Below are 24,058 nucleotides of genomic sequence, written 5' to 3' on the forward strand. Positions count from 1 at the left end.
ACAGTATCCGTGTCTCACTCTTCACTGAACTCGCTCACTTCAGTGACGAGATTCCCGAAGCGTCGAAGCAACACTTCGGCGTTTTCCTTCGTTGTTGTCGGCTGATACTGTCCGTCATCATACTCTGCCAGTTGGATACCTGGATGAGCTAACAGATTGAGTGACTGCTCAATGACGTGCTTATCTGGAACACGCTCCTCCGCGTACATTCCTTTCAGAATCAGGCGGAGTCGAGCAGCGGTCCCTTCCTCTGGATCTGCTCGTTGAAGCGCTTCCATCACCGCTAACAAGTCCTCAGTACCATCAAGACGAGTCCGTAGTTCATCATCGATCTGATCAAGCCGGTCATCTTGGAATGCACCCGGCTCAGTGAGATACATCGACAGTTCTTCCGGCGGGATTCCATAGGCATCACGCCGATCTAAGAGCGCTTGGAGGTGATCGGTTGCAAGGAGGACAATCCCCTGTCGGTCCGCATCTTCAATTGCTGCCGGGGTAAAGCCAGGCGCAACAACAATCGCTTGGTCGGCTGAGTGCCGCTCTTTATGCCCCTGAATTCGTGTTGCATCCGGCGAGGCCAGCGTCCCACTGCTTCGCGCCTTCACTTCGATGACTGCGTGAATTGGAGCCGTAATTTCAACATCCGTATCATCTCCGCCTTCAATCCATCGTGCTTCAAACCCCAGCCGAGAGAACCCCTTGGCGACCAGTTCTTCCAACTCCTCATATTGGTCACCATCCCGACTCGCCGCAACGATACGCTCTCCCAGATCGATTTCCTGTTCCTCTTCAGACTCCTCCTGCGACGGCTCCTCATCGAACTCATGAACCCGGACACCGCTCCCCGTTAACTCATTAACCGCGGTTTCAACGGACTCATACGCATCCTCTACATCGCGGATACGCGAATCCGACACCCGACTGAATCCCTGCGGGATATAATTATCTTGGTACCCAACCAACTCGTTGAACGACTCGATATCCACATCAATCTCCGCCACACCAGTCAAGAACACCAAATACCGCCACGGACTTTCAGGATCCCACGGATTCCCCTCAGTACGCCAGAGATGCTCTGCCAGGTCCAGATCATCACGTGTCCGAACAACCGTGGCCTGCGCAATGTACCTCCCATCCCGATAGATTAACGCGATGTCCCCACCCTCCACGAACTGCCACTTCGAATCAACTGACGTCCCCCAAAGATGCACTTTCTCCGACTCTGAATCAGTAACGGCCTCAACTTCGGCGTCAGAAAGATGCTCCTCAAACTCCGCTGGGTCATGGCCCCCCTTCACAGACTGCAGATAATCCTGATAGGCATCCTCACGTCCAGCTGTAATAATGGCAATCCCCGTCATTCGTAAGTAAGTGAACAACTACTCGGTCAGGAGAAAAATCATCGGGGTAGACAGGGCATCTATCGGTTACTCTGCGGTCTGAATTCCGGTATGAATGTCAGAATGGCCTATCAATGTGGTCTCAGATTTCGGATCGGCGTCCACAACAAACATACCATTGTCCGACGCGCATTATTTCTGGAGGTCTGTTTAGATGGGCACACTTGACATCGACATTGAAACCGCGAGCCCGTTCGAAGAGCCGCCCGACAACTCGAACGACACCCGGTACTTCGAATTCTTCTCTGTCAGCCTCGCGTACGCTAGCGACCTGGACGACACACCAGAAACCGAGGTGTTGTTTCGGAGCGGCGACTGGGACGATCAGTATACGATTGACCTCTACGAGCGCCTCTTCGAGTGGTGTGATGACCGCAGCGTAGATCGTCTCTTGACGTACAATGGTGCCTGGTTCGACGGCACGCACTTGCTGAACTGGGCCCGCGACATCGACGATAGTGCTGACCGAGACTTCTTACCACGCACAGAGGATTTGTTCGAGAACCACGTTGATGTCGCACTCGCAGCTGCCGACGAGTATGAAGCCGAGCTCTGGGACGACCAGCACATCCTCCCTGACTGGAAAGTCTACGACCTCGCTGGCATCGACAACGACAGCGTCTGGTACGACGACTACGACTTCCCAGACAACTACCTCTCTGGAATAGACGGCAAAGCTGTCCAAGGCAAGCACATCGGGCAAGTCCTCGGCGATAAATACGTGCAAAACGTCGAAGCCGGCATCGAACATACCAGCGTCCACCGCGAACTCACACAACTCCTCAAAGACTACTGCATCAGCGACGTCGCGGACCTCATCAACCTCTACACCGCCCTCGGTGGTCCCAGCCTCGACGATACCTACCGCCGGCCCGCCACCAACATCGTCTGAATTCGATTTACCTCGCTATCTTGGTGCGCAAAATCCCTGAGAAGATTTTGATCGAGGAGCTCTCAGTCCGTTTTCTCACTCGGCTCCGAATCCGCCGAAATCCGATTAAGGAGTCTGTCTGCGGCTGTTGCTGCGGTGGTTGGTTCCAGTCCGTGCTGACAGTAGGCATCAACCACGGCTGACCGGATTTGTTCGTCAGGCCACTTCGGGCGCGGGTCAAGATAGCCCTCATCGCGGAGACATTCCCGGAGTTTTTCGGTTTTGCGCGAGCCGAATCGGTGGATGTCTGGGACCCTCTGAAGAAGCGCGTCTGGATCGCCATCAACCTGATCGGCCAACGCACTAACTTCATCAATAAAATTGTCGCTAACAGCGTCGACCGCTTCTAGTACGTCACGGCCAACTGCCTTTCCGCGTCCGACCGTATATCCATCAACGAACGCTTCCAGTGCCGCACCGTGCCGACGAACCTGCTCGCGGGCTGACTCCGACATGAGACCATCAATGGCACCGATCTCCAGTAGCGACCGGAGATGCCCCCAGCGCTCAATACCTGCTGCACGGAGTCGATGCAATACTTCGGGGTCCTCAGTCACGTACCAGAGCGGAGCTGAGGCCGCTCCCTGTCGTGGGTCGAACGTCGGGACATCCAGCCGTTCACGGTACGTCCGGTGATCGTCGCCGTCCGGGACTGGCACGTCGATTGCACTGGATGTTTCGAGTGTCGGTGGTTCAGCGATAGGGTCGTGCCCGTCGCTCGCCGTCAACTGCTGGAGACTGTACTCAACGTCCGACTCTTCAAGCCGCGTCTCCCACCGTGCGCGTTCGTCGTGCCGGGCCGTGAAGTAGAATACCTGCCTCCCTGCCCGGGCCAGGTCAATCACGGTGTCAAGGACCGTTTCGGCTCGTTGGTCATCGAACGGTGCCAGCGTCTCGTCAAGCAACAACGGGGGCGCAGTCTCCTGCTCTCTGTGTTCGACGAAAGCGACCCGAACCGCGAGCAGGACCTGCACGCGCGTCCCACTCGACAAATCGTTTAGATCAACGCGTCGCTGTTCTCCCGTATCATATGCCCTGAACGTACCATCATCGAGTCTGAGCTCGAACTGCCCGTCAGTAATCCGCCGCAAGAGATCATCCGCCCGCTGAAACACCGGCTCCTGGTTGCTGGTAACTGTCTCCGCTTCGACGGACTCAAGAAGTGTATCCGTGACCGCATCGGCCACGTCCGCTTCGAGCGCTTCCTCAAGACCGCGCAAGGCTTCACCTCGCTCTTGAACGGCGTCAGCAATCTCCGTCGACGCCTTCGCGTCCTCGATTTCCTTCTCCAACGTCGTTTTTTCCTGTAACAGCTCGTCGTACTGGTTCGCAAGCTCCTGTTTTTCGTCTAACTCTTGTTCCAAGTCGTCCCTGTCTCGCTCTTCGATCTCTTCCTCGTAAGCATCGTGGTCACGAAGGTCTGAACGGCGATTCTCAAGTGTGGTCTCCGCAGTACCTTTCGCCTCAACGGCTGCTTCGTACTCCGAGTACTGCTCACACAGCGCTGCAAGCCGCTCCCGGTCACCAGACTCCAAGCCACGCTCAGTGAATAATACCTCTCGGTCGGCCCTGTACCGGTCGAGTTCCTCGTGGGCCGCAGCAACGTTCCCGTCTACCTCTGTGAGTTGCTGAGTTGCATTCTCGTAGTCGCGCTGTCGCTGGTCGAGACTCTCAACAGCAGCTGTCGCATCGGCACTCGTTTCGAACGCATAGGAGTACGCGTCAGTAGCGTAGGGCTTGATCGTCGCGCAGAACTGCTCCCGATACGTCTCGACCTGATCGCTGGCTTCCTGTAGCGCCGCCTGTTTCCCAACGACGGTTTCATCAGCAGCCTGCCAGCGCTCAACACGCTCGACTGTCACCGCCAGTTCAATGTCGTCGTCAATCTCGGTGTCGAACCGGTCCCGAAGGCGCTCACGCGCCGTCTCCAGTTCATCCCTGACGTCGTCGATATCGAACTGCGCACGGAGCTCATCCTGCTTCTGAGCCTCCTGCTCGTCCACTTCGATGACACGCAGTCGCTCACGAAGGTCAGCTACCCGGTCCCTGACAACATCAGGTTCCCACGAATCTGGCTCTGGAAGTCCAGTCTGCCGGAACGTCTCCGCATGGGTAGCTCTAGCAGTATTGTCAGATCCAGTATCGTCACTCCTCGCGGAGAGAGCCGCGTAGCCAGCGAGAGCGAGCCCGAGGACAGTCAGCAGGCCCCCAGCAGGATTGACGGTAAGCGCGATTACGACGCCTGACAGCGCCGTCAAGAGCCCCGCTGTGATGGCCACTGCAACAGGGCCTCGACTACTCGGCTCGTCAGTCGCTTGTGCTGGCGGGGCTGCGAGCCAGTTCTCAAGCGCATTCCGCCCGCTTTCTAGCGTTTCACGATCTGCGGATTCCCTCGACTCTCCAGCGAGCCACTCATCAATAGCAGCTTCAACCTGTGCTTTCCCATCAACTTCCGACACCTTCGAAACGAACGACCGAAGCTCGGCAAGGTCGTCCGTATCAATCTCTCGGAGGGTCTCGCCGTCAAGGTCCAGGGGAATCTTTTCCCGTATCTCACTGCGCTTGGCTTCTGCGTCAGCTACTTTACGCTGCAATCGGTCACGATTATCTTCAGCATCATCGAGTTCATCCCGGTACTCTCGAAGCGTCTGCAACACCTCATCGGTAACGCCGTCCTCCGGGAGTTCCGTGCCGGCCAGTTTGTCAGCAGCCTCACGGTATTTTACGGCCGCTTCCTGCTCAACGCGTTTCTGTTGCGCTATCTGCTCATCAAGATCGTTGAGCTGGTCTAGTTCATCCCCATCGAACGAAGCCAACTCATCTGGGAATGACGTGACTTCATCGATCCGCTGGTCGTAGGCGTCCTGCGCCTTCCGATACTCAATCGCCGTCTCAAGCAGATCAACGCGCTCACTCGCATCGGCGGCAGCCGCGAGATCCTCTTCGAGTTGACTGAGACGGGCCCGTTCGGCTTCCAGATCCGGCGCGTCCCTCCGCAGTTCCTCAACTTGGTCGATGGCTGCCGCCGCCTCTTTCGTAGCACTAATTCCTCGTGTGGCGGGGCTGGCCCCGTCAGTCAGGCCGAAATCCCCACGGACTGCGTCGATATTGAACCCACCAGTCGATTCGCGCTGAATGACGCTTGCAAACTCGCCGTCGTCCGTTTCCTCTTGCAGCATGTCGTGCAACGACAATGCGTACCGACGACCGCCATCCAGCGACGGCACCGGGATCGCGTCAGCGGGTTCGCCATCACGAAAGTGCTCGCTGACACCACCGTGCAGTTCGATCCGCCGCGACTCCCCATCGTAGGTCAGTTCACTCCGAACAGTCGCAGAGGAAGGGGCCTCCTCGGGCCACAACGACCAGCGGATCGCTTCCGCCAGCGTCGATTTCCCAGCTGCATTTGCGCCGTACACAACGTTGACTCCTGGCGAAAACCCGTCAAGCGAGAAGCCAGCCGTCTCAAACCCGGGCGCACGGTCGAGGGTAACAGCGTTAATTGCGACCGGGGTCTCTCGGCTTCCTTCTGTGTCACTGTCGGTATCAGGCTGGTCAGCGTCGGTCGGGACGGGCTCACTCATCTGCGGGCACCCCCTGCTGCTCGACGAAAGCGTCGACGAGTTGCCGAGCTTGTCGGCGGAGTACTTCCTTCGTTTCAGCTTCCGTCGGGCGGGTGTACGTCTCGTCGTGGCTCTTGAGCTCCCGATACGCGTTCGAGTCGTGGGTCTCGCGGACACTCGTGTGAGCGGCCTCTATGACATCCTGATACGGGTCCAGCGGTTCGTCATCGTCGAGTGCACGCAGCAACCCGGCCAAGTACCCGACTGGATCATCATCGCCAGCGCGATCGGCGAGATTGATCGACGGTTTCGTATCGACAGTCACGTCGAGAACACGTACTGCCGTCCCGCCCTCAGTGAGTTCGATCTGTTCAAGCTCTCCGCGTCGGCTGCGCAGGTCTGTGTGCGCGTCCGTTCGTCCCGAAACGGTCACTGTTACGGCAAGAAGCTCGGTCTGGGGGCCGCACTTCGTTGCTGTCTCACGTAACTGCTCGTGGGTAGCATCGACGATGTCGTGGAACCCTTGGTCAGGGTCCGTTGAGACGACGACCTCCTCGTACTGCAGTGTCGCTGACCTGAGCGGCTCTGTCTCTACTGTTCCGTCATTCTCGACCGAGACGAGCCACGCACCATGACCGTCGGTCTCACTCGGATCCAACGGTTGGAGCGACCCGGGATAGAGGATTGGCGGGTTCCCGTGACGGGGCCCCGGGACGTGGAGATGACCAAGAACCCACGCCGAGTGCCCACTCGTCGCCAAGTCGTCCACGGCGACCGGGGCGTACCGATCCTCCCCACTGACGTCTGCGTGGACGACTCCAAGACGTGGAACGCCCTCATCGACCAAGTCGTACGTAGCCAAAGGACTCTCGTGGTAGTACCGACCGGGGAACGACCACCCGTCCACGTGAAGGTTCGGTTCACCCTCGCCGTCGGTTACGGCTGTTCGCTCCCAGGACCCATCCCGACCAAGCAACCGGAGATTATCGATTGCCTCAGCCAAGTCCGGGAGCACGTCGGCGTCGTGGTTACCAGCGACAGCAACAAGAGGGATACCAGCCTCTGCAAGCGTAGTAGCCACGGACTCAACGGCACCGAACGCCTCCGCATACTTGTTTTCCTGATCAACAAGGTCACCCGCAACGATGACCGCATCCACTCCCCGAGAAACAGCCGACTCCGTGATATTAGCCCAGATCGTCCGGGGAGAAAACTCGGACGGATCGAATCTATCCGGGAGTCGGCTTGGACGACGCCCGATATGACTATCTGCTACACACAGAACCTCTACTGATGCCATCTGATAATCACATCACAAGAGATAAACATAAGCCCGGCGGTCGGATTGTGACCAGCCGAGGAGTTTTGGTGAACCCCATCCTCCTTACAATTACTCACTACGAGCGAACGAAATTCCATTCAGTTGTACCTGACTCACACCCACTCAAGCGCGGCGTTGTGTTGCGCAACATACTGCGTTTTCAAGCTATCATCGGGTATCGAGATCCGTTCTCCTGCATGGTCGATAATCGTCCTTTGGAGCACATCACTCTGGGTTTCGAAGCTCGGATTCACTCGAATCCGATACTCTTGATCGATCGTGAATAGCTCTCGGTCGAACGCCGCGTGATGCGTCTTACTCAACGGCAGTACGTTCGCTAGGTCCGCTCGATGCCCAGGGTACTCACTCCAGGAAAGCACGTGCGCCACGTCCAACAACCCCGGGTGATCCACTCCCGAGATTGGGCACGTTCGATCATGCCGCGAAATCACCGTTGCTCGGAACTCCGGATCAACCACCCGCGCATGCACCGTCGTCTCATACGTCCCAGTATTCACACCATCAGCCGAATCCGGCGTCCACTCCGACCCAGCCCACTCCTCGACAGCCGCCTCAACGAACTCCCTACCCGCATCCGTCAACCCAAACTCCCCGTTCTGCTTCTCAACAACTCCCATACTCCGCAACCAATTCACTCGCTGCTTCGCCATATCCGTCTCCTCACGACTCCACCCCAACTCCGGATGCGTATCCAACTGCTGCTCACTCACCTCCGCGAGCGTCATCGACCCAGCAGCAAGCGCATACAACAAACTCCGAAGCCCAACGTTCCGACCACACATAATCCGAATCAACGTCCCCACATCACCTTCCTCAACGTACTCCCGACCAACATCACCAAGCATCCAATGCTCGTTTGTCTGCCGGAGGAACCCGACGTGCTGCAGATACCTGACTCGACGCATAATCGAATCTCGACTCGACACGGTTGCAAACGCCCCGCGGTGCCATCCGATCAAATCATCCGTCGACGGCCGGTGCGCATCAACGTACTCCAGTATGCGATCTAATGTATCGACGTAGCGTGCCCCACCACCGAACATCGGAACGATACTACGCAGGCGATCAGGAGACATACGTCCACAGTAACAGAGTCCGATCATGATTCTTGCCCTGCACCGGAGGCCACAAACTCCTAACAGACCAGTCTAATCTGGAACTGTGTAAAGAGATTCTCGGTGGCGTTAACTCATCGACTGATAAACGAAAGAGAATTACGCGTCGGTTGACTGGTTTGGCATATCCTGTTAAGAGCAGGAATCGACGTAGTGCTGAGAAAACTCCCTGTATCAGCGTTCTTCGCTGATACTCTCCCGGCTGTCGCCCCCGGAGGAAATTATGCCATTCAAAGCTCTCCAAGACGGTGCCCCCGTTTACCCTGAACAAATTGAAACCGCCGATGCAGAACTGGACTGCTTCGACTGTAATGAACCGGTGGCTATACGCGCCTCACACAAGCGCAACGGTTCATTCGTCGCGCGGCACTTCTGGCATCCCAGCGGAACCCCCGACGACTGTGAGGCAGTAGGCGGAGAGTCATGGAGACACCAGCGGATGAAATCGATTGCCGCCTCAAAAGCCAAAAAGAGATGGCCAGACGCCACTGTCCAACTCGAACAACGGGTAGCCGACCGTCGAGCAGACGTACTCGTCGTTTTTGCCAAATCCCATCACCGATACGGCAACGGGATTGCGATCGAAGCCCAGTACAAACACGAAGACAAGGACTTCGAAGCCGTTGAGGCTGACTTCCAGTCAAACAGGTACTCGGTGCTTTGGCTACACGAGGAACAGTACCACGGCAAAGACGTCGATTTAGACGCCGGCGATTGGGCTATCTGGTGGGCGAATGCTGTTCCAGACAGAGCCCAATGGAACGGATACCACGGCATCATCCATTGGTTGTGGCAAGAGCAGCGACCCAGTGTTGAACTGGATATCCCGTTCCCCTCAGAGTGCTACGAGACGAAACTACGCCAGGCCTGGAAAAAAGGAAAGGATGTCAGAAATAGCTGGGAAGAGGTCTACGAAAAGAAGCTAGGCGGCGCATTCTCGACGGCGTTCTTGTCGCTAACCCGAGCCCCGAAAACTAATCATCCATTCGTGGTTCTATCAAAGGGCAGAGGTTCCGACAACGAGATTGTGCATGTCCCGGTGAAACTGAGCGACGAGAACGCTGCTAAATTCCGCACGTTCGCGGATTCAGTTGAGAAACTGGCAGACGAACATGGTGACTTCGTTGACGAGGGCGCAGACGACTGGCAAACCGAGGTTGATGTTTGGTTAGACTCCTATGTCGAAGAGAAGAACGGGCTCCTCAAAATCAAACGCCCACCAGACGGGACGATTGCCTTCGTGCTGAAAGATATCGAACCAGGAAATGCTAGTGGTGTCACCGTGGCCAGTACAAACCTGCAGCCAGAGAAGCTTATCAAAGCCGCACGGAAGACTGCGTCCGTGATTGAGGACTTATAGTTAGCTCGTAGCCGTCTCGTTATCTTGGGGTTCTAGAAGGGCATCGGGTCGACGAGACCGCAGTTCGAACATTGATAGTCGCTCCCTCGCTGTCGCCAATCATGATCGCAGGCACGAGGATCGCCACCTAGCTCCGAAAAGTCCGATCGCATGTACTCCATTGGAAGTGTGAGTTCTTCACCAGAGAAACCAACATCCTCTACTTGCCTGGCACCACAGCGGGCGCACCGTGAAACCCCCTCGCCATACGGCTCCCAGATATGCTCCCCATCTGGACCACAACCCGAGCCAGACGACTGCGACTCAGTAACTGGGCCAAGTAACTCTCGCTCATCGTAGAGAAACCGAGTGTGTTTGGTGCTGTACATCCGGTTTAGCCCACAACTCGAACAGGACTCGTACGCCTGACCGTGCTCTGCCATATCCTCCCATGAGTGGGAACAATCAGGGTTCGGTTCTTCCCACTGGAGGCTCGCGCTAATCTCCGTCGAGAACTCTTCTGCGTCGTTGTTGTAGACTGCAATCCCTTTCTGATCGCTTTTATTATCGAACGCCTGTCAACCACGCTGAATCGGAATCGATCCTCCTCGAAATCAGACGGGTCTGCCCAGATCACGCTGAACTCTGACGCGAGGTAGTCGTGAGTGGTGGCGAACTTGTCCTTGGCATGGTTCTTATACTGTACTTCGACGATGATACCCTTCCCGTAGTAGCGGTTCTCTGAATCAAATTCGACCAGGGCATCAGCGTAACGAGTATCTGGTCGCGTTGCGGTGTTCGGCACCTTCAAGACGGTTTCGGGGTCACACCGAGAATACTCACCCTCGAACCTCTGCCGCAAGGCCGATACGGCGAGCGATTTCAACTTCTGATGCATCTCGGACTCGGACACCCGCCCTGAGCAGTCTACGTCTTGATTTTGATGCGCAAAGTGCCGAGCTCGCCCGTCAGAAAATGGCCCTCGTGGGAACAACTCACCGTCGCACTCCGGACACTCCACAGTCACCCCATTAGCTACTTCCTCTGGAATAACCAGGTCATCATCAAGACGCCCAACAAACGACATTTCCTGATAGTTCCCCACCTACCCAATTAAGCATTATACACGAATTGGCTCTTCGCCCATCTCATACGAGGGCAGACACTTCGAGCATGGATAGCACCTACTCTAATCGTACCTCTCCGAACGTATCACACCAACTTTACAAGTCCTCGCTCTAATCCATTTCTTCGCAATCATTGACCGAATCGGCTTCCATACACCGCACGTCGAATCACCCTACTTGGCTACCTATAACTAAACGGTGAGTCGCTCGTCACGCTCGTCCATAGTCCCACCGCAACAATACCAAGCGCCCCACTTCGAGCGGCAGCTATCCTCGAAGGATTTCTCGGAGCCTTCGCAATCGCACTCTTCCTATTCACACTCACGCGAGTAGTCCACCGGTGAAGCACCCCAAACAGAGGCACTACACAGCGAATTCAATACCGGGCCATACAGGTACTGTATCGGGGGAGATGATGGTCTCTTCTCTGGACGGCCAGCTCTGAAGAGTACGGAGAGTTGGAGGTGACTATGTCTGTGTTGTGTCGTCGATTGGTGGCCGCGAGTCACGCCACCGGAAATCGGCCGTCCCACCCGAATCAAACGCAATCCGATCGATCTGAGAATCTCGCTCCTCAGCGGTAAGCGAATCTACATCATCACTCAGCACCGCAACGACACGCCCATGCTCACCGTGGTACTCCCGATGACCAGTCTGTCTCATCCTGAATATCGATCCGGACGCGGTCTCCCTCGGAGAAGCGCTACCTCATCAGATGGGATAGCAGGGATGGATATCAGCACCTGAGGGATCAACGAACGCCCACAGTCATATCCGGTGTCGCATTGAGGGAACGCGACCGCTAAGTCTTAGATGATTAAACTGTTCTCAGTACATTCGGCACTTGTTCTATATCAGTAATAGGAACTACTCGATACCCCAGCTGTTTGAGTCTGGTCCGCTTTTGCTCGTCGTCTTCTTTGACGTAATCCTTCTCGTGAGCAGGTCCATCCACAAATAATGCAATTGACCTGCCAGGCCGCTCATAGAAGAAATCCGGCTTTGCAACCGGTTCGTCTCCGTCATAAATCACTTTCTGGGCATCGTCGGGAAGCTCGAATCCTTGATCTCGGATGGTGTGAAGCACTTCACGCTCGAAACTGGATTCACAGGCCTCCAGTAGCTTATCGAAGTTCCCTTTGTCCTCATCATCACTTTCTCCAGCCTGTTCCGTTAGCGGCGCAGTCTCCATATTCCCTAGCCACGACTCCACGAGTGTTCTATCGAGGAACTCGTGTTCCGGCTGGTTGTAGAAGGACAAGAGACATTCATAACACGCTCGCTCACAACCGTCGTCATCGGGATCTCCGTGAAGAACGGTCTTTGCCTCTCGAACTGCCTTTCTGAAGCGTGCCTCGTCCATCAGCGAGTGGAGTACACCTGCGCCACCCTCACTAGTTTCGTAGATTACGATGGTAACCTGTCCGTGTTCCCCTGTCGCTGGTTTCACGAACGTGTCGATCTCTTCTTCGTCCAGATCGAACGCAACCAGAATGCCTTGGTAGACGGTTTCCTTGAGAGTCCGATAGAATTCCTCAGTTTGCTCCGGCTCAAGATCGCCGGGTAGCGGCGTAGTCAGCGTCACCGTATCGTGTTGCCCCTCAGAGAACAACTCGATCTCACGCTTGATCGCCTCCTCTGACGCATTAGCGTAGCAGTCCGGATCCTCTTCGTCAACGTGGCTCTCGATTTGGTCCTCGCTGGTTAGCCAGCGGTTACACTCCATACAGAGTGCGAATCCGCTGAGATCGTCTTCGTCAGCATCTCGAAGTCCGCTATTGACTAATACAATATTCGCACTTCCTTCGTATGTCACTCGGGCCTCGATCTCGTCTCCTTCTAAATCGTATACTTGAGGATCGGATCGCTCGTAGTAGCTGTTGATGTCGTAGCCCTGTCGACGGCGTTCCTCCTCGTCGCTGGTGATGTTCTCTTCCGGTTGAGCGTGTTGGTTCGGGAGTTCCATCGCATTCGGATTCGGATGGGTTCCATCGAAGGGCGTCTCACAGGAGGGACACGCTGCAGCCTCCTGGGCATCCTCTCCCATCAGGATTGTCTCGCATTCTGGGCAGACACGAAGATGGCGGGTAACTGGCTCCGAATCCTTTGTCCGAGGCCGTGCATACCGAACAGCAAACCGCTCTCCCGCGTAGTAAACGTGGTTTCCGGGGGCAAATTCATTGATAGCCCGTGTCTGGTCCCGTTGAATGTCGTCCTCTCGGGAAGTGAACGTTAGTGTCGTACTCTGTCTGGGGAATCCGTAGTTTGGCAGGAATCCCTGTGAGCGGAGATACTGGTAGGTGTAGAAGCGTTTCTTCCCCGAACGCATGTCGTCAAGGCGGTCTTCGATGGCGTTGCGCTCGATCCGATCCTGATACGAACCGCCTTCCGTGGCGAGGAGACTATTCAACCGTCTCAGTTCACGGCTTAGACGAGTGTACTCACGCCGCCACGGATCGAACGCCTCATCCAGATTCTTGACGAAGTTGTCCACTTGGCGTTCGATGAAGGCATCGGTGAACCACTCCCCGACAGTATCCTGTTCCCGCTCACGGGCAAACGCCTGCTTCACCGCCTGGATAATCTTCTGTCGGTTGTTCTTGACGGCATTCTCCAGATCTGCCCGGTAGTCGGGCATAATCTCGTAATCGCTTCCCTCCTCGATGACTAGCATCTGGCGAGGTTTGCTCTGGAATTTCAGTTCGATCTGTTCGAGAACGAGGGCGTTGATGTGCGCCTCGACCAGATCCTGATTGTTGAGCAGGAACGTTGGCGGGCTTATTTCTCCGGCGATGATTCGTTCCGGATGTCGGTAGAAGTACTGGTCGTGGGAGCCCCGTCCGAACCCACGCCCACAGAACGTCGTGACGAGTGACGGCTGGTTTTGTCGCCCGGCCCGCCCGGAACGCTGAGCGTAGTTACTTGGGTTTGGTGGGACGTTTCGCATATAGACGTTCGAGAGGTCGCCGATGTCGATCCCGAGTTCCATTGTCGGCGTCGATACGATTGTGTTCACTTTCTCGCCTTCTCGGAAATCTGCTTCCAGTTGCTTCCGCTTCTCGTTTTCAACCTGTCCGCTGTGTTCGCCGGCGATGATGTCAACGGCGTTGTCGAACGATTCGGTATAGAGGTCGTAGAAGTACGACGATTCGAGATCCGTCTTCTCGGGCGTGATAGAGTCGCAGCTGTAGTTCAGACAGACGTCGAGTTCGTCCCGAGTTGTCGGTGTTCCACACTTCGGACAGACTCGGACGTCCTCGGGATCGGCGTGCGTGACCCGAAGCGCACTGTGGTTCAGCATATACACCTTCCCGGTGTACTTCAACGACTCCTGTGTCAACAACTTGAGTACCTCGTCGTCGCTGATGAGGTCAATGACGCTGTTGATGATCGCCTTCGCAGTGTCGGTGTCGACGTCTAACGCACGGGATGTCCAGCGGACGTGTCGAGAGCGGGGATGTGTAAGCCGGCGGACACGGTGTCTCCCACTAGTACTTGCCGTATCGCTATATCCGACTGGGAAGTTGAAGAACTCCTGCCCGTGGAAATGGACCTCCTCATCGAGTTGGTTGATGACGTTGCGCTTGAAGTCGGCAAAGTTCGTGGTACTCTCGTGGTCTATCGCAACGCTTCGGCGGAAAATATCCAAGAAACCGGCGACATACTCTTCTCGCACCTGTGGATCGGCGTTCGACAGTTCAGGAATCGACTCCCAGACCTCCTCGACATCCGCCAGCTTATCGAGGTTCTCGTATTCGACGTCGATTAGCCCAACGTCTTCGAGGCTCTGCTGAGTGCGTTGCTGTTCACGACCGAGTTCGAGAATAGCGTTGAACAAGAGGTAATCGCTGTAATTCTGGCGATCCTCTGCCGACGGCCCGAACATCCCCGTGTCTATGGCTGGCGGAAGGGCTTCCTCGTCATCGACGAGGTCGAAGACGTCGTTCCCGAGCGTGGTGAGGCTAACGTCGTCGCCCTCTGCGAGGGTGTGGTACAGCGAGCGTCGGAATCGAACCCGCTGGTAGAGGTTATTGAGGTGAGCCGCCTGTAACGCAGTGTCCTGTCGATTGTCGGAGAAGGCGATAGTCTTCTGCTGATCGTCGGGGAGATTCCGCATCGTGTTCCCGATGAGAACGTCTGTCGCCGTTGAGCGACCGACGGTACCGAACGTGAACAGCTTGTTGAACTCGTTCTTGACCCGGCGAGTGTAGTGGACACCGCAGTTCGGACAGAACAAGAACGGCTGGTTGACTCGCAGCACTTCGACGCCCTGCGCAGCGAAGCATCCACATTCGAGCTGCCCCTGTTCTACTCTCCCGGGGGTAAGCTGATTGCATTCCGGGCAGTAGGTAGCTGGTTGGGGTTCAGCCTCGACGTAGGTGTCTCGAAGCTGTCCGTTATCGTTCAGCCACTCATCTGGGAGTGGGGCGGTTTCTCGATCCCAATCGCCCCGCATCAGGTACGCCTCCTCTTCGTCCTCCTCGGTGTCTACGAAGGTACTCAGCGCACCCTGTGTGACGGTGTTCTCTTGATCGACGACCGTGGTGTAGTACTCCTGACCGCATCCCCGACAGAACGAGAGCGGGTAGGCAGTCCGGGTACGGTCGTGTTCTTGGGCGCACGTACGACACTCGATGTCGCCGGCGTCACTCAGATGAGGATCGTCGTCCTCGAAGGACTCCTCGGTGAGGCAGGAGACAAGACCACTCCCCTGACTGAAGAAGGTGTGGAGCTTTGGGATGAATATCGGCTGTTCTTCGCCCTGTATCTCGGTCGTTCCAACCGTTCCGACGAGCAGAGCGGCTTGGAGTTCTTGCTCGATGTCGTACCGAGATGCATCGGGTCGGTACTGTTCCTGATAGCTACTGACGAGATCCTTTTCGTCTTCGCTTTCGTCGTCTTCACCGGCGAAGATCTGCTGGCTCTGGGAGCTAAGCTCTTCGTCGAGGAACTTGATCGTGGGGTGGTCCTCCAGCGCATTTCCGAGTGCCGACGCATCGGTCGTCTCGGCTGGCATCAGATCCCGGTCGAGGAGTTTCTCGGTGAGGTCCTGTGCGGCTTCGAGACTCCCATCGAAGGTTGCGATGTCACCCTCGGCGACTTCGATGTCGTCAGGGAGCGGTTCGTCGTCGGAGAGGGGTAGCGGATAGTGAGATTCTCGAACGACGTTGTCGGCGTCGACCTCCTCGCCGAAGATCTTCCCGGTGAACTCGGCAATCTCGTCGTTGGCGTTGATTCCTTCGTCGCTCTGGACCGTCGCAGAGGTGCCGACACAGACGAGTTCCTCTCCGGCGTCGGTATTCTGCTTCAGCCGGCGGACGAGTGCGGCGACGTCGGCCCCCTGATGGCCGGTGTAGGTATGAATCTCGTCAAGTACCAGATACTGCAAGGCTCCTTCGTGCATCTCTGGGAAGAGCTTCTTGTCGTCATGCCTGGTAAGGATGAGGTCGAGCATGACGTAGTTCGTCATCAAGATGTCTGGCGGGTCGTTCTGCATCTCCTCCCGAGAGACGACTTCGGAGTCGAACGCTTCCTCACGACCGAACTGCCGGAGGAACTCTGGTGCTTCGTCAGGGTTGTGTGGCGTGTCACCCGTGTAGAGGCCCAGCCGGAGACCCGTCCCGTCGAGTCGCTCTGCGAAGTCCTCGTACTGGGAGTTCGCCAGAGCGTTCATCGGATAGATAATGACCGCCTTGATCCCGTCCTCTCCCCGCTCTTTGGCTTCGAGACAATGGCTAACGATGGGAATCCCGAAGGCGAAACTCTTCCCTGACCCCGTGCCCGTGGAGACAATGGTATTGTTCCCGGACTGGATAGACTGGATCGCCTCAGTCTGATGTTTGTACGGCTCAATAGGATCGCCGCCAGCGCCGGTAAAGACGTCCAGAATACCCTCGTGGAGCTTATCGTCCGCAACAAACTCTTCGAGGGTATCGCCGTACTGGAAACGTTGGTTCAGTTGGACGAACGGCTCCTTCCACAGCACCTTCCCTGTCTCGATTCGGTTCTCGATCCAAGCGTTGATCGTCTCGTCGTCGACGTTTTGGAAAGTTTCGACGTAGGAACGGTAGGAGGATTGAACACTATCGAGGGCGTCGAAGGGATTTAGTCTAGTTGCCATTGTCAGTTGATGTCTGGAAATTTGTCATCTGGAGAAGATCCATCATTTTATTTTTAATTGAGTGTATACTATAATTACATTCTAAGTGGTACCCTTCAATATTCTTTGGACGAACCATCTCCCTCCCATTCCGATGAACAGGTTCAGAATTTATGAGGTACCTTTCAGGTCCACTTTGAATTGGGAAATCAGATTCGCTGAGATACCCATTCTTAATTAAGAATTTTGTCAAACCAGCTAAACACTCCGTTGCGGCTTTGTCTTCAGGTAGTATCACTTCATTTCCTTCAATGACAATTCCTGTTTCCTCAGTCAATTGTGCTCTTACACTCATATCTTGCTGTCCTTTGCGCAGTGCCTTAATTTTGGTTCGTAATCAACGGGTGACCTCATCTGACCCGGAAGATATTGCTTCGAATGCCGTCAACACCTCCTTGCGTGTTTTAAATTCATCATATTTTCCAATCTCGTTTGACTTGATCTGCTCAAATGATTCAAATATTTCCTTAACATCCGATTTATTCAAGTTATATATCTCACAAATGATTGCCTCTATCTCCGCCCGAACTTTTCGACGATCTTCACATGATTGTTGCAGTTCCTCAACATATTTCTCATCCACTTTCCGAACGAACGGTTCTAATTCTCGGGAGGGGTACATGTACTTGAATACTAATTCTTTCAGTCGTTTTGAAGCGGAGATGCCATTTATCTGTACCTCCTCGAATCGGCTTGGTTCTGGGATTGGCAGTTGTTTTAGTAGATATTGGCTGATCGCAGCTCCTCCATGTTTTTGCCTCATTACATAGTCCAAGGTGAAAGAATTCAGTATGGCTAATAGCTTTACACCACTCTCCTCATTTATTCCCCGGATGAGATTTACTGAATCACCGGCAGCTACTTTAGGAAGTATAGTTGCAATTGTCGTACGACGATCGTCAGAACGTGCATATCTTCTCAAGGCGAGGTGCCATTCATCGCCGTTCACATCTTGGTAGGATTCTTCATTAACCCAATACCGGGGTAGAATATTTTTCCCACTTTGATGCTTTTCCTCTTCATTCAACCGACGAGGATTCCCATTTTGAATATCTTCTTTAGATAAACCCTCAAATGATGCAAATCGGTGGTCATATTGGTGAAATAGTTTAGCTTCATAGAGTGGCAACATATATTCATCATTTTTCTCGAAGAGATTTTCTTGAAGATCCCAACCTTCATTCTCTAAATCTTCTTTTGAGTTGAACAGTCCCGAGTCCGATGACATATGATACATATAGGATATATCTACATCCCATGGACTATGAATTTCCTCAGACTCATTGATCAAAATATCTGAATTATTGTGTATTTTGAGGGTGAGTTCTGCGTCTTTTCGGTTTGTGAATATAGGACAAGTTTTCGTGTTAGGGTTGATAGTTTCAATCTCTCTGGGAGTTAGTTCAAATATCCGGGATTTATTTTGCAGTTGTTCCAACTCAGTCAGATAGAAAGCAAATTCTGCGGATCTGCTTTCTCTCACTTCCTCCTCAGAAAGAGAAAGTAGGCAGAAACGCTGACGGCTGTCTACACCCTCAAAAATGCTATTTGAATTTACAAATCCATATAGGCTAACTAGGTTATTCTCTTCGACGATCTCTCTGAAAAATTCTTGAGTCTTAGATTCAGTTGCAATCCCCGTCGGTACAATCACTCCACTGCGACCTGAGTCATTAATTGAGTTGAGAAAGTGTTCTGCAAATGGAGCATATATATTTATCTCTCCACTTCCAGTGAGTGGGTACCGACCACTATGTCTGACAAACTCTGCAGTTTGGTTAGTCCTTTTAACATTCCTGTTATATTCTTCGTAGAGTTCTGGCTGTTCTGATTCTAAGTTTTCAATCAGTTCTTCCCGCTCTGCTTGGTTTTTAGCATTAACAATATCTGGAGCTCTTACAGCGAAGAACTCCTTTGTTTTAACTTGAAGCACATCCCAGGGGGGGTTCCCGATTAGACAATCAAACCCACCGTCGGAGAAAACTTGAGGGAATTCAAGTGGCCAGTGGAAGAAGGATTGTTCATCCGCAATTCTGGACGCTCGCTCCCGGAGGTCCTGAATACCGGATAGCTTCTTCAATGGCGCATCAGAAGATTCTGGAGGATCTCGGCGGATTCTCTCTATTGTATTTGGCGTAGGGTATTCATCTGCTGACCCATCAAGAGGCCAATAAAATGCAGCGGTCCATAAATCACAAGCGAGCTTCTCGTGTTTGAATCCCTCACTATCTCGTAATTTTTGGTAGATTTCTTCCTTCTCATTAACATCCTCAATATTGGTTTCTTCCAGATGATCCAACTGTTCTGCGAGGCTCACGTAATCGTCTTCTACTCCTCCCCAACGTCGATCAAGACGAACCTGCTGTTGTTGTTCACTAAGTTCATCATTCTCCTGTCGAACTCGCTTCCGGATCTCGTTGCCTTTGTGCCAATCACGGCCTTTTGAAGTTTCATAAGCATCAACCGGAACACCTTGGCTGAGCAATTCTGGCGATGTCCCGATGAGCGAATTCCCCTGCTTAATTCGGTGATCAAGAAAACTCAAGGGCTTATCTGCAACCGCTGAATTAATCCACAGACTGACTTTTGCCAACTCAACAGCCATCGGATTCAGGTCAACTCCATAAAGGCAGTGTTGTACTACTGACCGGCGAGCTTGACGAACCGTTTGTTCATCAGGGTATAGGGATTCGGACCGGATCTCAGCAAGTTTTTGGCCGAGGAAATTGTTAGCAGCAATGAGGAACGCTCCGCTTCCAGATGCGGGATCACACACCGAAATATCCAGCAACTGTCTTTCCTGTACCTCGGTAGAAGCGTCGTCATCAACTCGATCTTCTACTATCGGTTTGAGCGAACTCTGGATAAGCTCGTCAATAAGACCGGGGTCAGTATAGTAGCTCCCTGTCTCTTTTCGCTCCATCCCACGATCATCAAGATAGAACGAATCTGGAGAGATTGTCCTGTCTTCCAGTTCAATAGCTGTTTCAGCTATCTGTGGTGTGAACTCAAGAAGACTCTCGTACACAGCACCGATCTCTTCAACACCTAAGTCAGCGTATGAAATCCGCTGACGGTAGCCATCCTGTTCAATGTGGGTTAAGTCATCTACAGCACTCAGAAGTTTCTCATTTGGACACTCGGCATCCAAGATATATTCTAAATTATCGTTGTCGAATAGATCCCCATTATAACCGGGAACACCAAGCCGCTTATCTCCCTCACCAACCAGTTGGAAAGTCGCCTTCAACCCCTCCCAGAGATCGGTATTTCGGTCTCCCTTCTCACGCTGCTCGGCCCGTTCACGGAGCTTTGTGATGCTGTATTCCTCCGTAAAGAGGCTATCACGTTGGGACATCATACCACGTTGCTCAGCAAACATCAGGAATAGCAGTCGGTAGACTACGTAGAGCAGATCCTGATAATAGACCTCGGCTGCGTCTTGTCCACCGTCCTCCAAAGCGGCTTCAATCTCAGGGTTGAGGAATCCGTTCCCGAGAGTTTCAAGCGCATTGACGACATTCTCCTGGAGATCTTGACCCACCTTCACACCGGTAGCGAGAGCCACCTGGTACAGCTGCTCCAGCGGAGTTTCGACGTCATCATCCTCGTCGGCAATAACGGGGTTGATGAACCGTGTGGCGTGACATAGGCGATATAGTGCCCGGAAATCCCCGTAATTGCGATTTGTAAATAGATTCTCCAGATCGAACTCTACGTACCCACGGGTGTACGTGTGGTAGAAATCTCGAAGAACCCGGAGCGTCAGCCCGTTGGTTACGACGGCCCAGTCGTGTTCGTCGCTGGCGTTCAGGAACTCCTGGAGCGTGTCGTGTGGACTCTTGGCTCCACGGGGAGCGTCCTCCGGTTTCTCGTCCAGCTTCTGTTCTGGTTCGACGGTATGAATAATCGGAGCCGTCCGCCCCTCCATCTCACCGTAGCTTTCGATCTCGCCATCGGGCCACCCCTTGTGTGAGAGGTTTGCCTCGATGCCGCCTGCTTCGAGATTCTCACGCTGGAAGACCGGCTCGAACCCGAGATTCTGGAACAACTTGAGGATCCACTTCGTACGAGCGTCCGAGACGTCCATATGGAACAGCGTCTCGTCCATCGTGAGCTCGTCCCATCGCTCTCGAAGCGTGTCCCACGTATCCCCGATCTCCGCTTCGATGTCGGCCTCTTCGGGCGGCTCTGTGTTCGGTAACGCAAAGGTCTCCGGTCGGACGGCAGACTCCCCGCAATGACGCTGTCGGAGCTTGCTCACCAGTTCGTCCGTAAGGAGACCGCCGCTGGTATTGATGAACGTCGTTGACCCGGTTCGTGGAGTACTGGAACTCGATTCGGCTTCGGCGTCGGTAGATGGTGTATCGATACTCATTGTTAGTTGCTCCCGTAGTAGACGGTGACAGTCAGCAGATCTTTGCTCGCAATCTCGACGTCGTCAATTCCGGATAGCCAGCTTCCGCTTCCGGATTTCTCAAGCTCCGCTCGCATCTCCGTTCGCTGTTCGACGATTTTGTCCCGGCGCTGTTCTGCTCGCCGTTGTAGCGTCTGTTCGAACGCCCCGTGTCCGAGAGCGTCTTTGAGATCGTCCTCCTTCTCCATCGAGGTACGCTGAACTGGTTTGGCTTCGCTTTCCTCCAGTGCCTCGACGTGGTTCTGATCGAGCGGTTCGTCCCCGTAGATCGGCAACCCGACCTGCACCAACTCCTCCATAATCGTTGGGTCGGGCTTTGTGTCCGCCACGTACCGAACCAGTGCTGTATACACTGCTGTCGGCTCACTCACTTCGTTGGTTCCCCGTATGGCTGTCCGCCCATAGCGATCCTCATCGGTCAACGCAGTTTCCTTGACGGCTTCAATGAGCCGCTGTACGAGCGGGTGGGCGATGTCGAGCATCTCCGTATCCGAGGATTGGGATGCCTCGTTCGGATCGAACGTCACGTCCTCGTACTCACGCTTGATGTCTGGCCCTTGAAGCCGATCAGCGGTGATCTTGATGTCGAGATGGCCCTGGACGTTCATATCGTACGAGCAACTGAACAGATCCAGAGCGCTCTTCACGAACTGTTCCAAGGTCCCCTGACCGCCGATCCGCTGGTGCGTCTCCTCTTGGCGCTTCTGAACCTCTTGCAGTCCGACTTCGGTGTGTCCGTAGAAGGACTCGGACTTGATCCGGTCGAGCGTCTGGTCGTCGAAGACGCTCGCACTCTCACGCTCTGCTGGTGCGGAACCGCCTCCGAACTCTTCGAGTGTCGCCTGTGGAACGCCGGCGTCGATTCCCTCGTCTTTGAGGAGTTCGAGGATTCCCTCGTCGTCACCGAAGTAGGGCGGTGAAAACCCGTACTCCTGCCTGATGTTGTTCGCTTTCTGAACCAGCTTTTCGAGGATGGCGACGTCCATCTGGTCCTCGACGACCATCGTCCGGATGACGACTTCGTCGTTCTTCTGCCCGTACCGGTCGATTCGACCGTTCCGTTGCTCCAGCCGGTTCGGGTTCCACGGCAGCTCGTAGTGGATGATCTGGTTTGCGGCGTGCTGGAGGTTCATCCCCTCGCTGATGACGTCAGTAGCGATGAGAACGCCCCGTGTAGAGTCCTCAAACTCCTTGAACCGCTCTTTCCGCTGGGCTTCGTTCAGAGACCCGTGAAGCGTGAAGACCTCGGTCTCGTCGCTCTGAGAGTCTTTGATCTGCTCTTCGAGATACTCCAGGGTGTCCACGTACTTCGTGAAGATGATGACACGGGGATAGTGGAACCGATTGGGGAGTGTTTCGTCGAGGAGCCGCTGTAGCTTTGCGTCACGGGTTTTGGTGACCCGCTTCGCCTTCTCTGCGACGTCTTCGAGAACGTCCAGTTCCTGTTCGATAGCGGCCATGTCACCCGTGACGACCCGCTCGACTCGTTCTCCGACTTCCTCCTCACTGTACTCTTCTCCGGGGTCGTCGTCGAGTGCATTCGCCTGTGCCATCGATTTGGAGACCCCGGCTGTCTCCTCGATTACAGTCTGTGTATCTTCCTCGTCAATATCCTCCAACCGACCTTCGAGCTTGTCTTGACGATTTTTCAGGGATTGTCGGAGTGCTTCGGGACTGCTCAGCGCTCGCTTGAGGAAATGAATGACAGACCAGCGCGCCAGCGTCTGGCTCTTGGAGCTAGAGCGCTGGGCAGAGGACATCAACAGTTCGCCGTACTCCCGGACGGCGTCGTACGTCTCTTCTTCGTATTTCGTTGGCGTGACCCGTACCTCGTCCTGATTACGTTCCGGGAAGGGGTTCTTTCCGTCGCTATCGGAGAACCATTTTTTGACGTCGTCTCGCCGCCGCTGGACGACGTGCTTTCGAGCGCCACCTCGATGAATAGTGGGATCGTGTCGAGGGCCGGAGACGGCGTCGACGTCGAGCATTCGAATCAGACTGGCGAACGAATCCGTGTACCCGTTGTGAGGCGTAGCCGTCAGGAGGAGACAGTGTTCGGCGTGGTCGGTGACCTCAGTCGCAAAGTCCCAGCGCTGCATATCGACCGTTTCGTTCGCCCCAGATTCGTGCGGTTTCGCAGCTTGGTGTGCCTCGTCAATGATAACGAGATCCCAGTCTTGATCCAGAATCTCGTGCCGAACGCTGTTCTGCTTGGCATAGTCGATGCTGACGATCAGCTTCGAGAAGTGCTCCCACGGACTGGTTCCCGGCGGAATTTGCTTTTCCATTGCCTTCCGGTGGCGTCGGCTGATGATGTCCGCATCGATGTGGAAGAAGTAGTTGAACGCTTCACGCCATTGTTCTCGGAGATTCGCAGGCGTGATGATGAGGATTCGATCAGCCTTGTTACGAGCGATAAGCTCGCTCGTGATGAGCCCTGCCTCGATGGTTTTCCCGAGACCGACGTCGTCCGCTAGTAGCATCCGGACACGAGGCATATCGAGGGCCATCACAACTGGAGTCAGCTGGTACTCGGTGGGGATTACCCGTGATCGCTGCAAGCTCACAAGCGGAGCTGTCCCGTGGAGCATCGAAAGGCGATATGCACGATTCAGTAATCGCTGAAACTCAGGATTACCGAGCTTCTCAGGGTCTGGTGGTTCC

11 protein-coding genes and 1 pseudogene are annotated in these 24,058 nt (G+C 54.5%); 2 read left to right on the top strand and 10 right to left on the bottom strand.

Annotated elements, in window-relative coordinates:
• Nucleotides 1–14: 14 nt before the first annotated feature.
• The gene (locus tag ACFQL3_RS02270) at nucleotides 15–1,361 is read right to left on the bottom strand and encodes a restriction endonuclease (RefSeq protein WP_377051007.1); all 1,347 of its coding nucleotides are present in this window, start codon (nucleotides 1,359–1,361) and stop codon (nucleotides 15–17) included.
• A 193-nt stretch (nucleotides 1,362–1,554) separates the two neighbouring features.
• On the opposite strand from ACFQL3_RS02270, the gene ACFQL3_RS02275 reads away from it, so the two are divergent.
• The gene (locus ACFQL3_RS02275) at nucleotides 1,555–2,292 is read left to right on the top strand and encodes a hypothetical protein (protein WP_377051009.1); all 738 of its coding nucleotides are present in this window, start codon (nucleotides 1,555–1,557) and stop codon (nucleotides 2,290–2,292) included.
• 62 nt (nucleotides 2,293–2,354) lie between these two features.
• On the opposite strand, the gene ACFQL3_RS02280 is transcribed toward ACFQL3_RS02275, so the two are convergent.
• The 3 genes from ACFQL3_RS02280 to ACFQL3_RS02290 all read right to left on the bottom strand — a co-directional run bounded on the left by ACFQL3_RS02280 (nucleotide 2,355) and on the right by ACFQL3_RS02290 (nucleotide 8,312).
• Nucleotides 2,355–5,915, bottom strand: a complete 3,561-nt coding sequence (locus ACFQL3_RS02280) for an AAA family ATPase (RefSeq protein ID WP_377051011.1) — start codon at nucleotides 5,913–5,915, stop codon at nucleotides 2,355–2,357.
• Nucleotides 5,908–7,194 carry a metallophosphoesterase family protein gene (locus ACFQL3_RS02285; protein ID WP_377051013.1) on the bottom strand — a complete coding sequence of 429 codons (1,287 nt, stop codon included), beginning with the start codon at nucleotides 7,192–7,194 and terminating at the stop codon, nucleotides 5,908–5,910. Before ACFQL3_RS02285 ends, ACFQL3_RS02280 begins: the two co-directional genes overlap by 8 nt.
• 134 nt (nucleotides 7,195–7,328) lie before the next feature.
• Entirely contained in the window at nucleotides 7,329–8,312 is a 984-nt protein-coding gene (locus tag ACFQL3_RS02290) for an HNH endonuclease (protein WP_377051015.1), read from the bottom strand.
• Between the two features lie 262 nt (nucleotides 8,313–8,574).
• On the opposite strand from ACFQL3_RS02290, the gene ACFQL3_RS02295 reads away from it, so the two are divergent.
• Nucleotides 8,575–9,711, top strand: coding sequence for a hypothetical protein (locus tag ACFQL3_RS02295; protein ID WP_377051017.1), 1,137 nt, complete (start codon nucleotides 8,575–8,577; stop codon nucleotides 9,709–9,711).
• A gap of 373 nt (nucleotides 9,712–10,084) precedes the next feature.
• Here the strand turns inward: ACFQL3_RS02295 and ACFQL3_RS02300 are convergent, their stop codons facing one another.
• The 6 genes and pseudogenes from ACFQL3_RS02300 to ACFQL3_RS02325 all read right to left on the bottom strand — a co-directional run bounded on the left by ACFQL3_RS02300 (nucleotide 10,085) and on the right by ACFQL3_RS02325 (nucleotide 23,877).
• Nucleotides 10,085–10,603, bottom strand: a complete 519-nt coding sequence (locus ACFQL3_RS02300; protein WP_377051019.1) for a hypothetical protein — start codon at nucleotides 10,601–10,603, stop codon at nucleotides 10,085–10,087.
• Nucleotides 10,604–11,285: 682 nt separating this feature from the next.
• Nucleotides 11,286–11,493, bottom strand: a pseudogene (locus ACFQL3_RS02305) (hypothetical protein).
• Between the two features lie 141 nt (nucleotides 11,494–11,634).
• Nucleotides 11,635–16,938 (bottom strand): DEAD/DEAH box helicase, encoded by a 5,304-nt coding sequence (locus ACFQL3_RS02310; protein ID WP_377051021.1) that lies wholly within the window; start codon nucleotides 16,936–16,938, stop codon nucleotides 11,635–11,637.
• Entirely contained in the window at nucleotides 16,928–17,272 is a 345-nt protein-coding gene (locus ACFQL3_RS02315) for a hypothetical protein (protein ID WP_377051023.1), read from the bottom strand. The genes ACFQL3_RS02310 and ACFQL3_RS02315 overlap by 11 nt, the downstream gene beginning before the upstream one ends.
• Nucleotides 17,273–17,314: 42 nt before the next feature.
• Nucleotides 17,315–21,355 carry an Eco57I restriction-modification methylase domain-containing protein gene (locus tag ACFQL3_RS02320; protein WP_377051025.1) on the bottom strand — a complete coding sequence of 1,347 codons (4,041 nt, stop codon included), beginning with the start codon at nucleotides 21,353–21,355 and terminating at the stop codon, nucleotides 17,315–17,317.
• A gap of 2 nt (nucleotides 21,356–21,357) precedes the next feature.
• Nucleotides 21,358–23,877, bottom strand: coding sequence for a helicase-related protein (locus ACFQL3_RS02325; RefSeq protein ID WP_377051027.1), 2,520 nt, complete (start codon nucleotides 23,875–23,877; stop codon nucleotides 21,358–21,360).
• Nucleotides 23,878–24,058 lie beyond the last annotated feature (181 nt).

The sequence above is a fragment of the Natronoarchaeum sp. GCM10025321 genome, from assembly GCF_042663585.1.
GTDB lineage: Archaea > Halobacteriota > Halobacteria > Halobacteriales > Natronoarchaeaceae > Natranaeroarchaeum.

Bases quoted from the DNA above. Each gene is read 5' to 3' on its own strand.
- ACFQL3_RS02270 (WP_377051007.1), bottom strand. From the start codon at position 1,361: ATGACGGGGATTGCCATTATTACAGCTGGACGTGAGGATGCCTATCAG.
- ACFQL3_RS02275 (WP_377051009.1), top strand. From the start codon at position 1,555: ATGGGCACACTTGACATCGACATTGAAACCGCGAGCCCGTTCGAAGAG.
- ACFQL3_RS02280 (WP_377051011.1), bottom strand. From the start codon at position 5,915: ATGAGTGAGCCCGTCCCGACCGACGCTGACCAGCCTGATACCGACAGT.
- ACFQL3_RS02285 (WP_377051013.1), bottom strand. From the start codon at position 7,194: ATGGCATCAGTAGAGGTTCTGTGTGTAGCAGATAGTCATATCGGGCGT.
- ACFQL3_RS02290 (WP_377051015.1), bottom strand. From the start codon at position 8,312: ATGTCTCCTGATCGCCTGCGTAGTATCGTTCCGATGTTCGGTGGTGGG.
- ACFQL3_RS02295 (WP_377051017.1), top strand. From the start codon at position 8,575: ATGCCATTCAAAGCTCTCCAAGACGGTGCCCCCGTTTACCCTGAACAA.
- ACFQL3_RS02310 (WP_377051021.1), bottom strand. From the start codon at position 16,938: ATGGCAACTAGACTAAATCCCTTCGACGCCCTCGATAGTGTTCAATCC.
- ACFQL3_RS02315 (WP_377051023.1), bottom strand. From the start codon at position 17,272: ATGAGTGTAAGAGCACAATTGACTGAGGAAACAGGAATTGTCATTGAA.
- ACFQL3_RS02320 (WP_377051025.1), bottom strand. From the start codon at position 21,355: ATGAGTATCGATACACCATCTACCGACGCCGAAGCCGAATCGAGTTCC.
- ACFQL3_RS02325 (WP_377051027.1), bottom strand. From the start codon at position 23,877: ATGCTACTAGCGGACGACGTCGGTCTCGGGAAAACCATCGAGGCAGGG.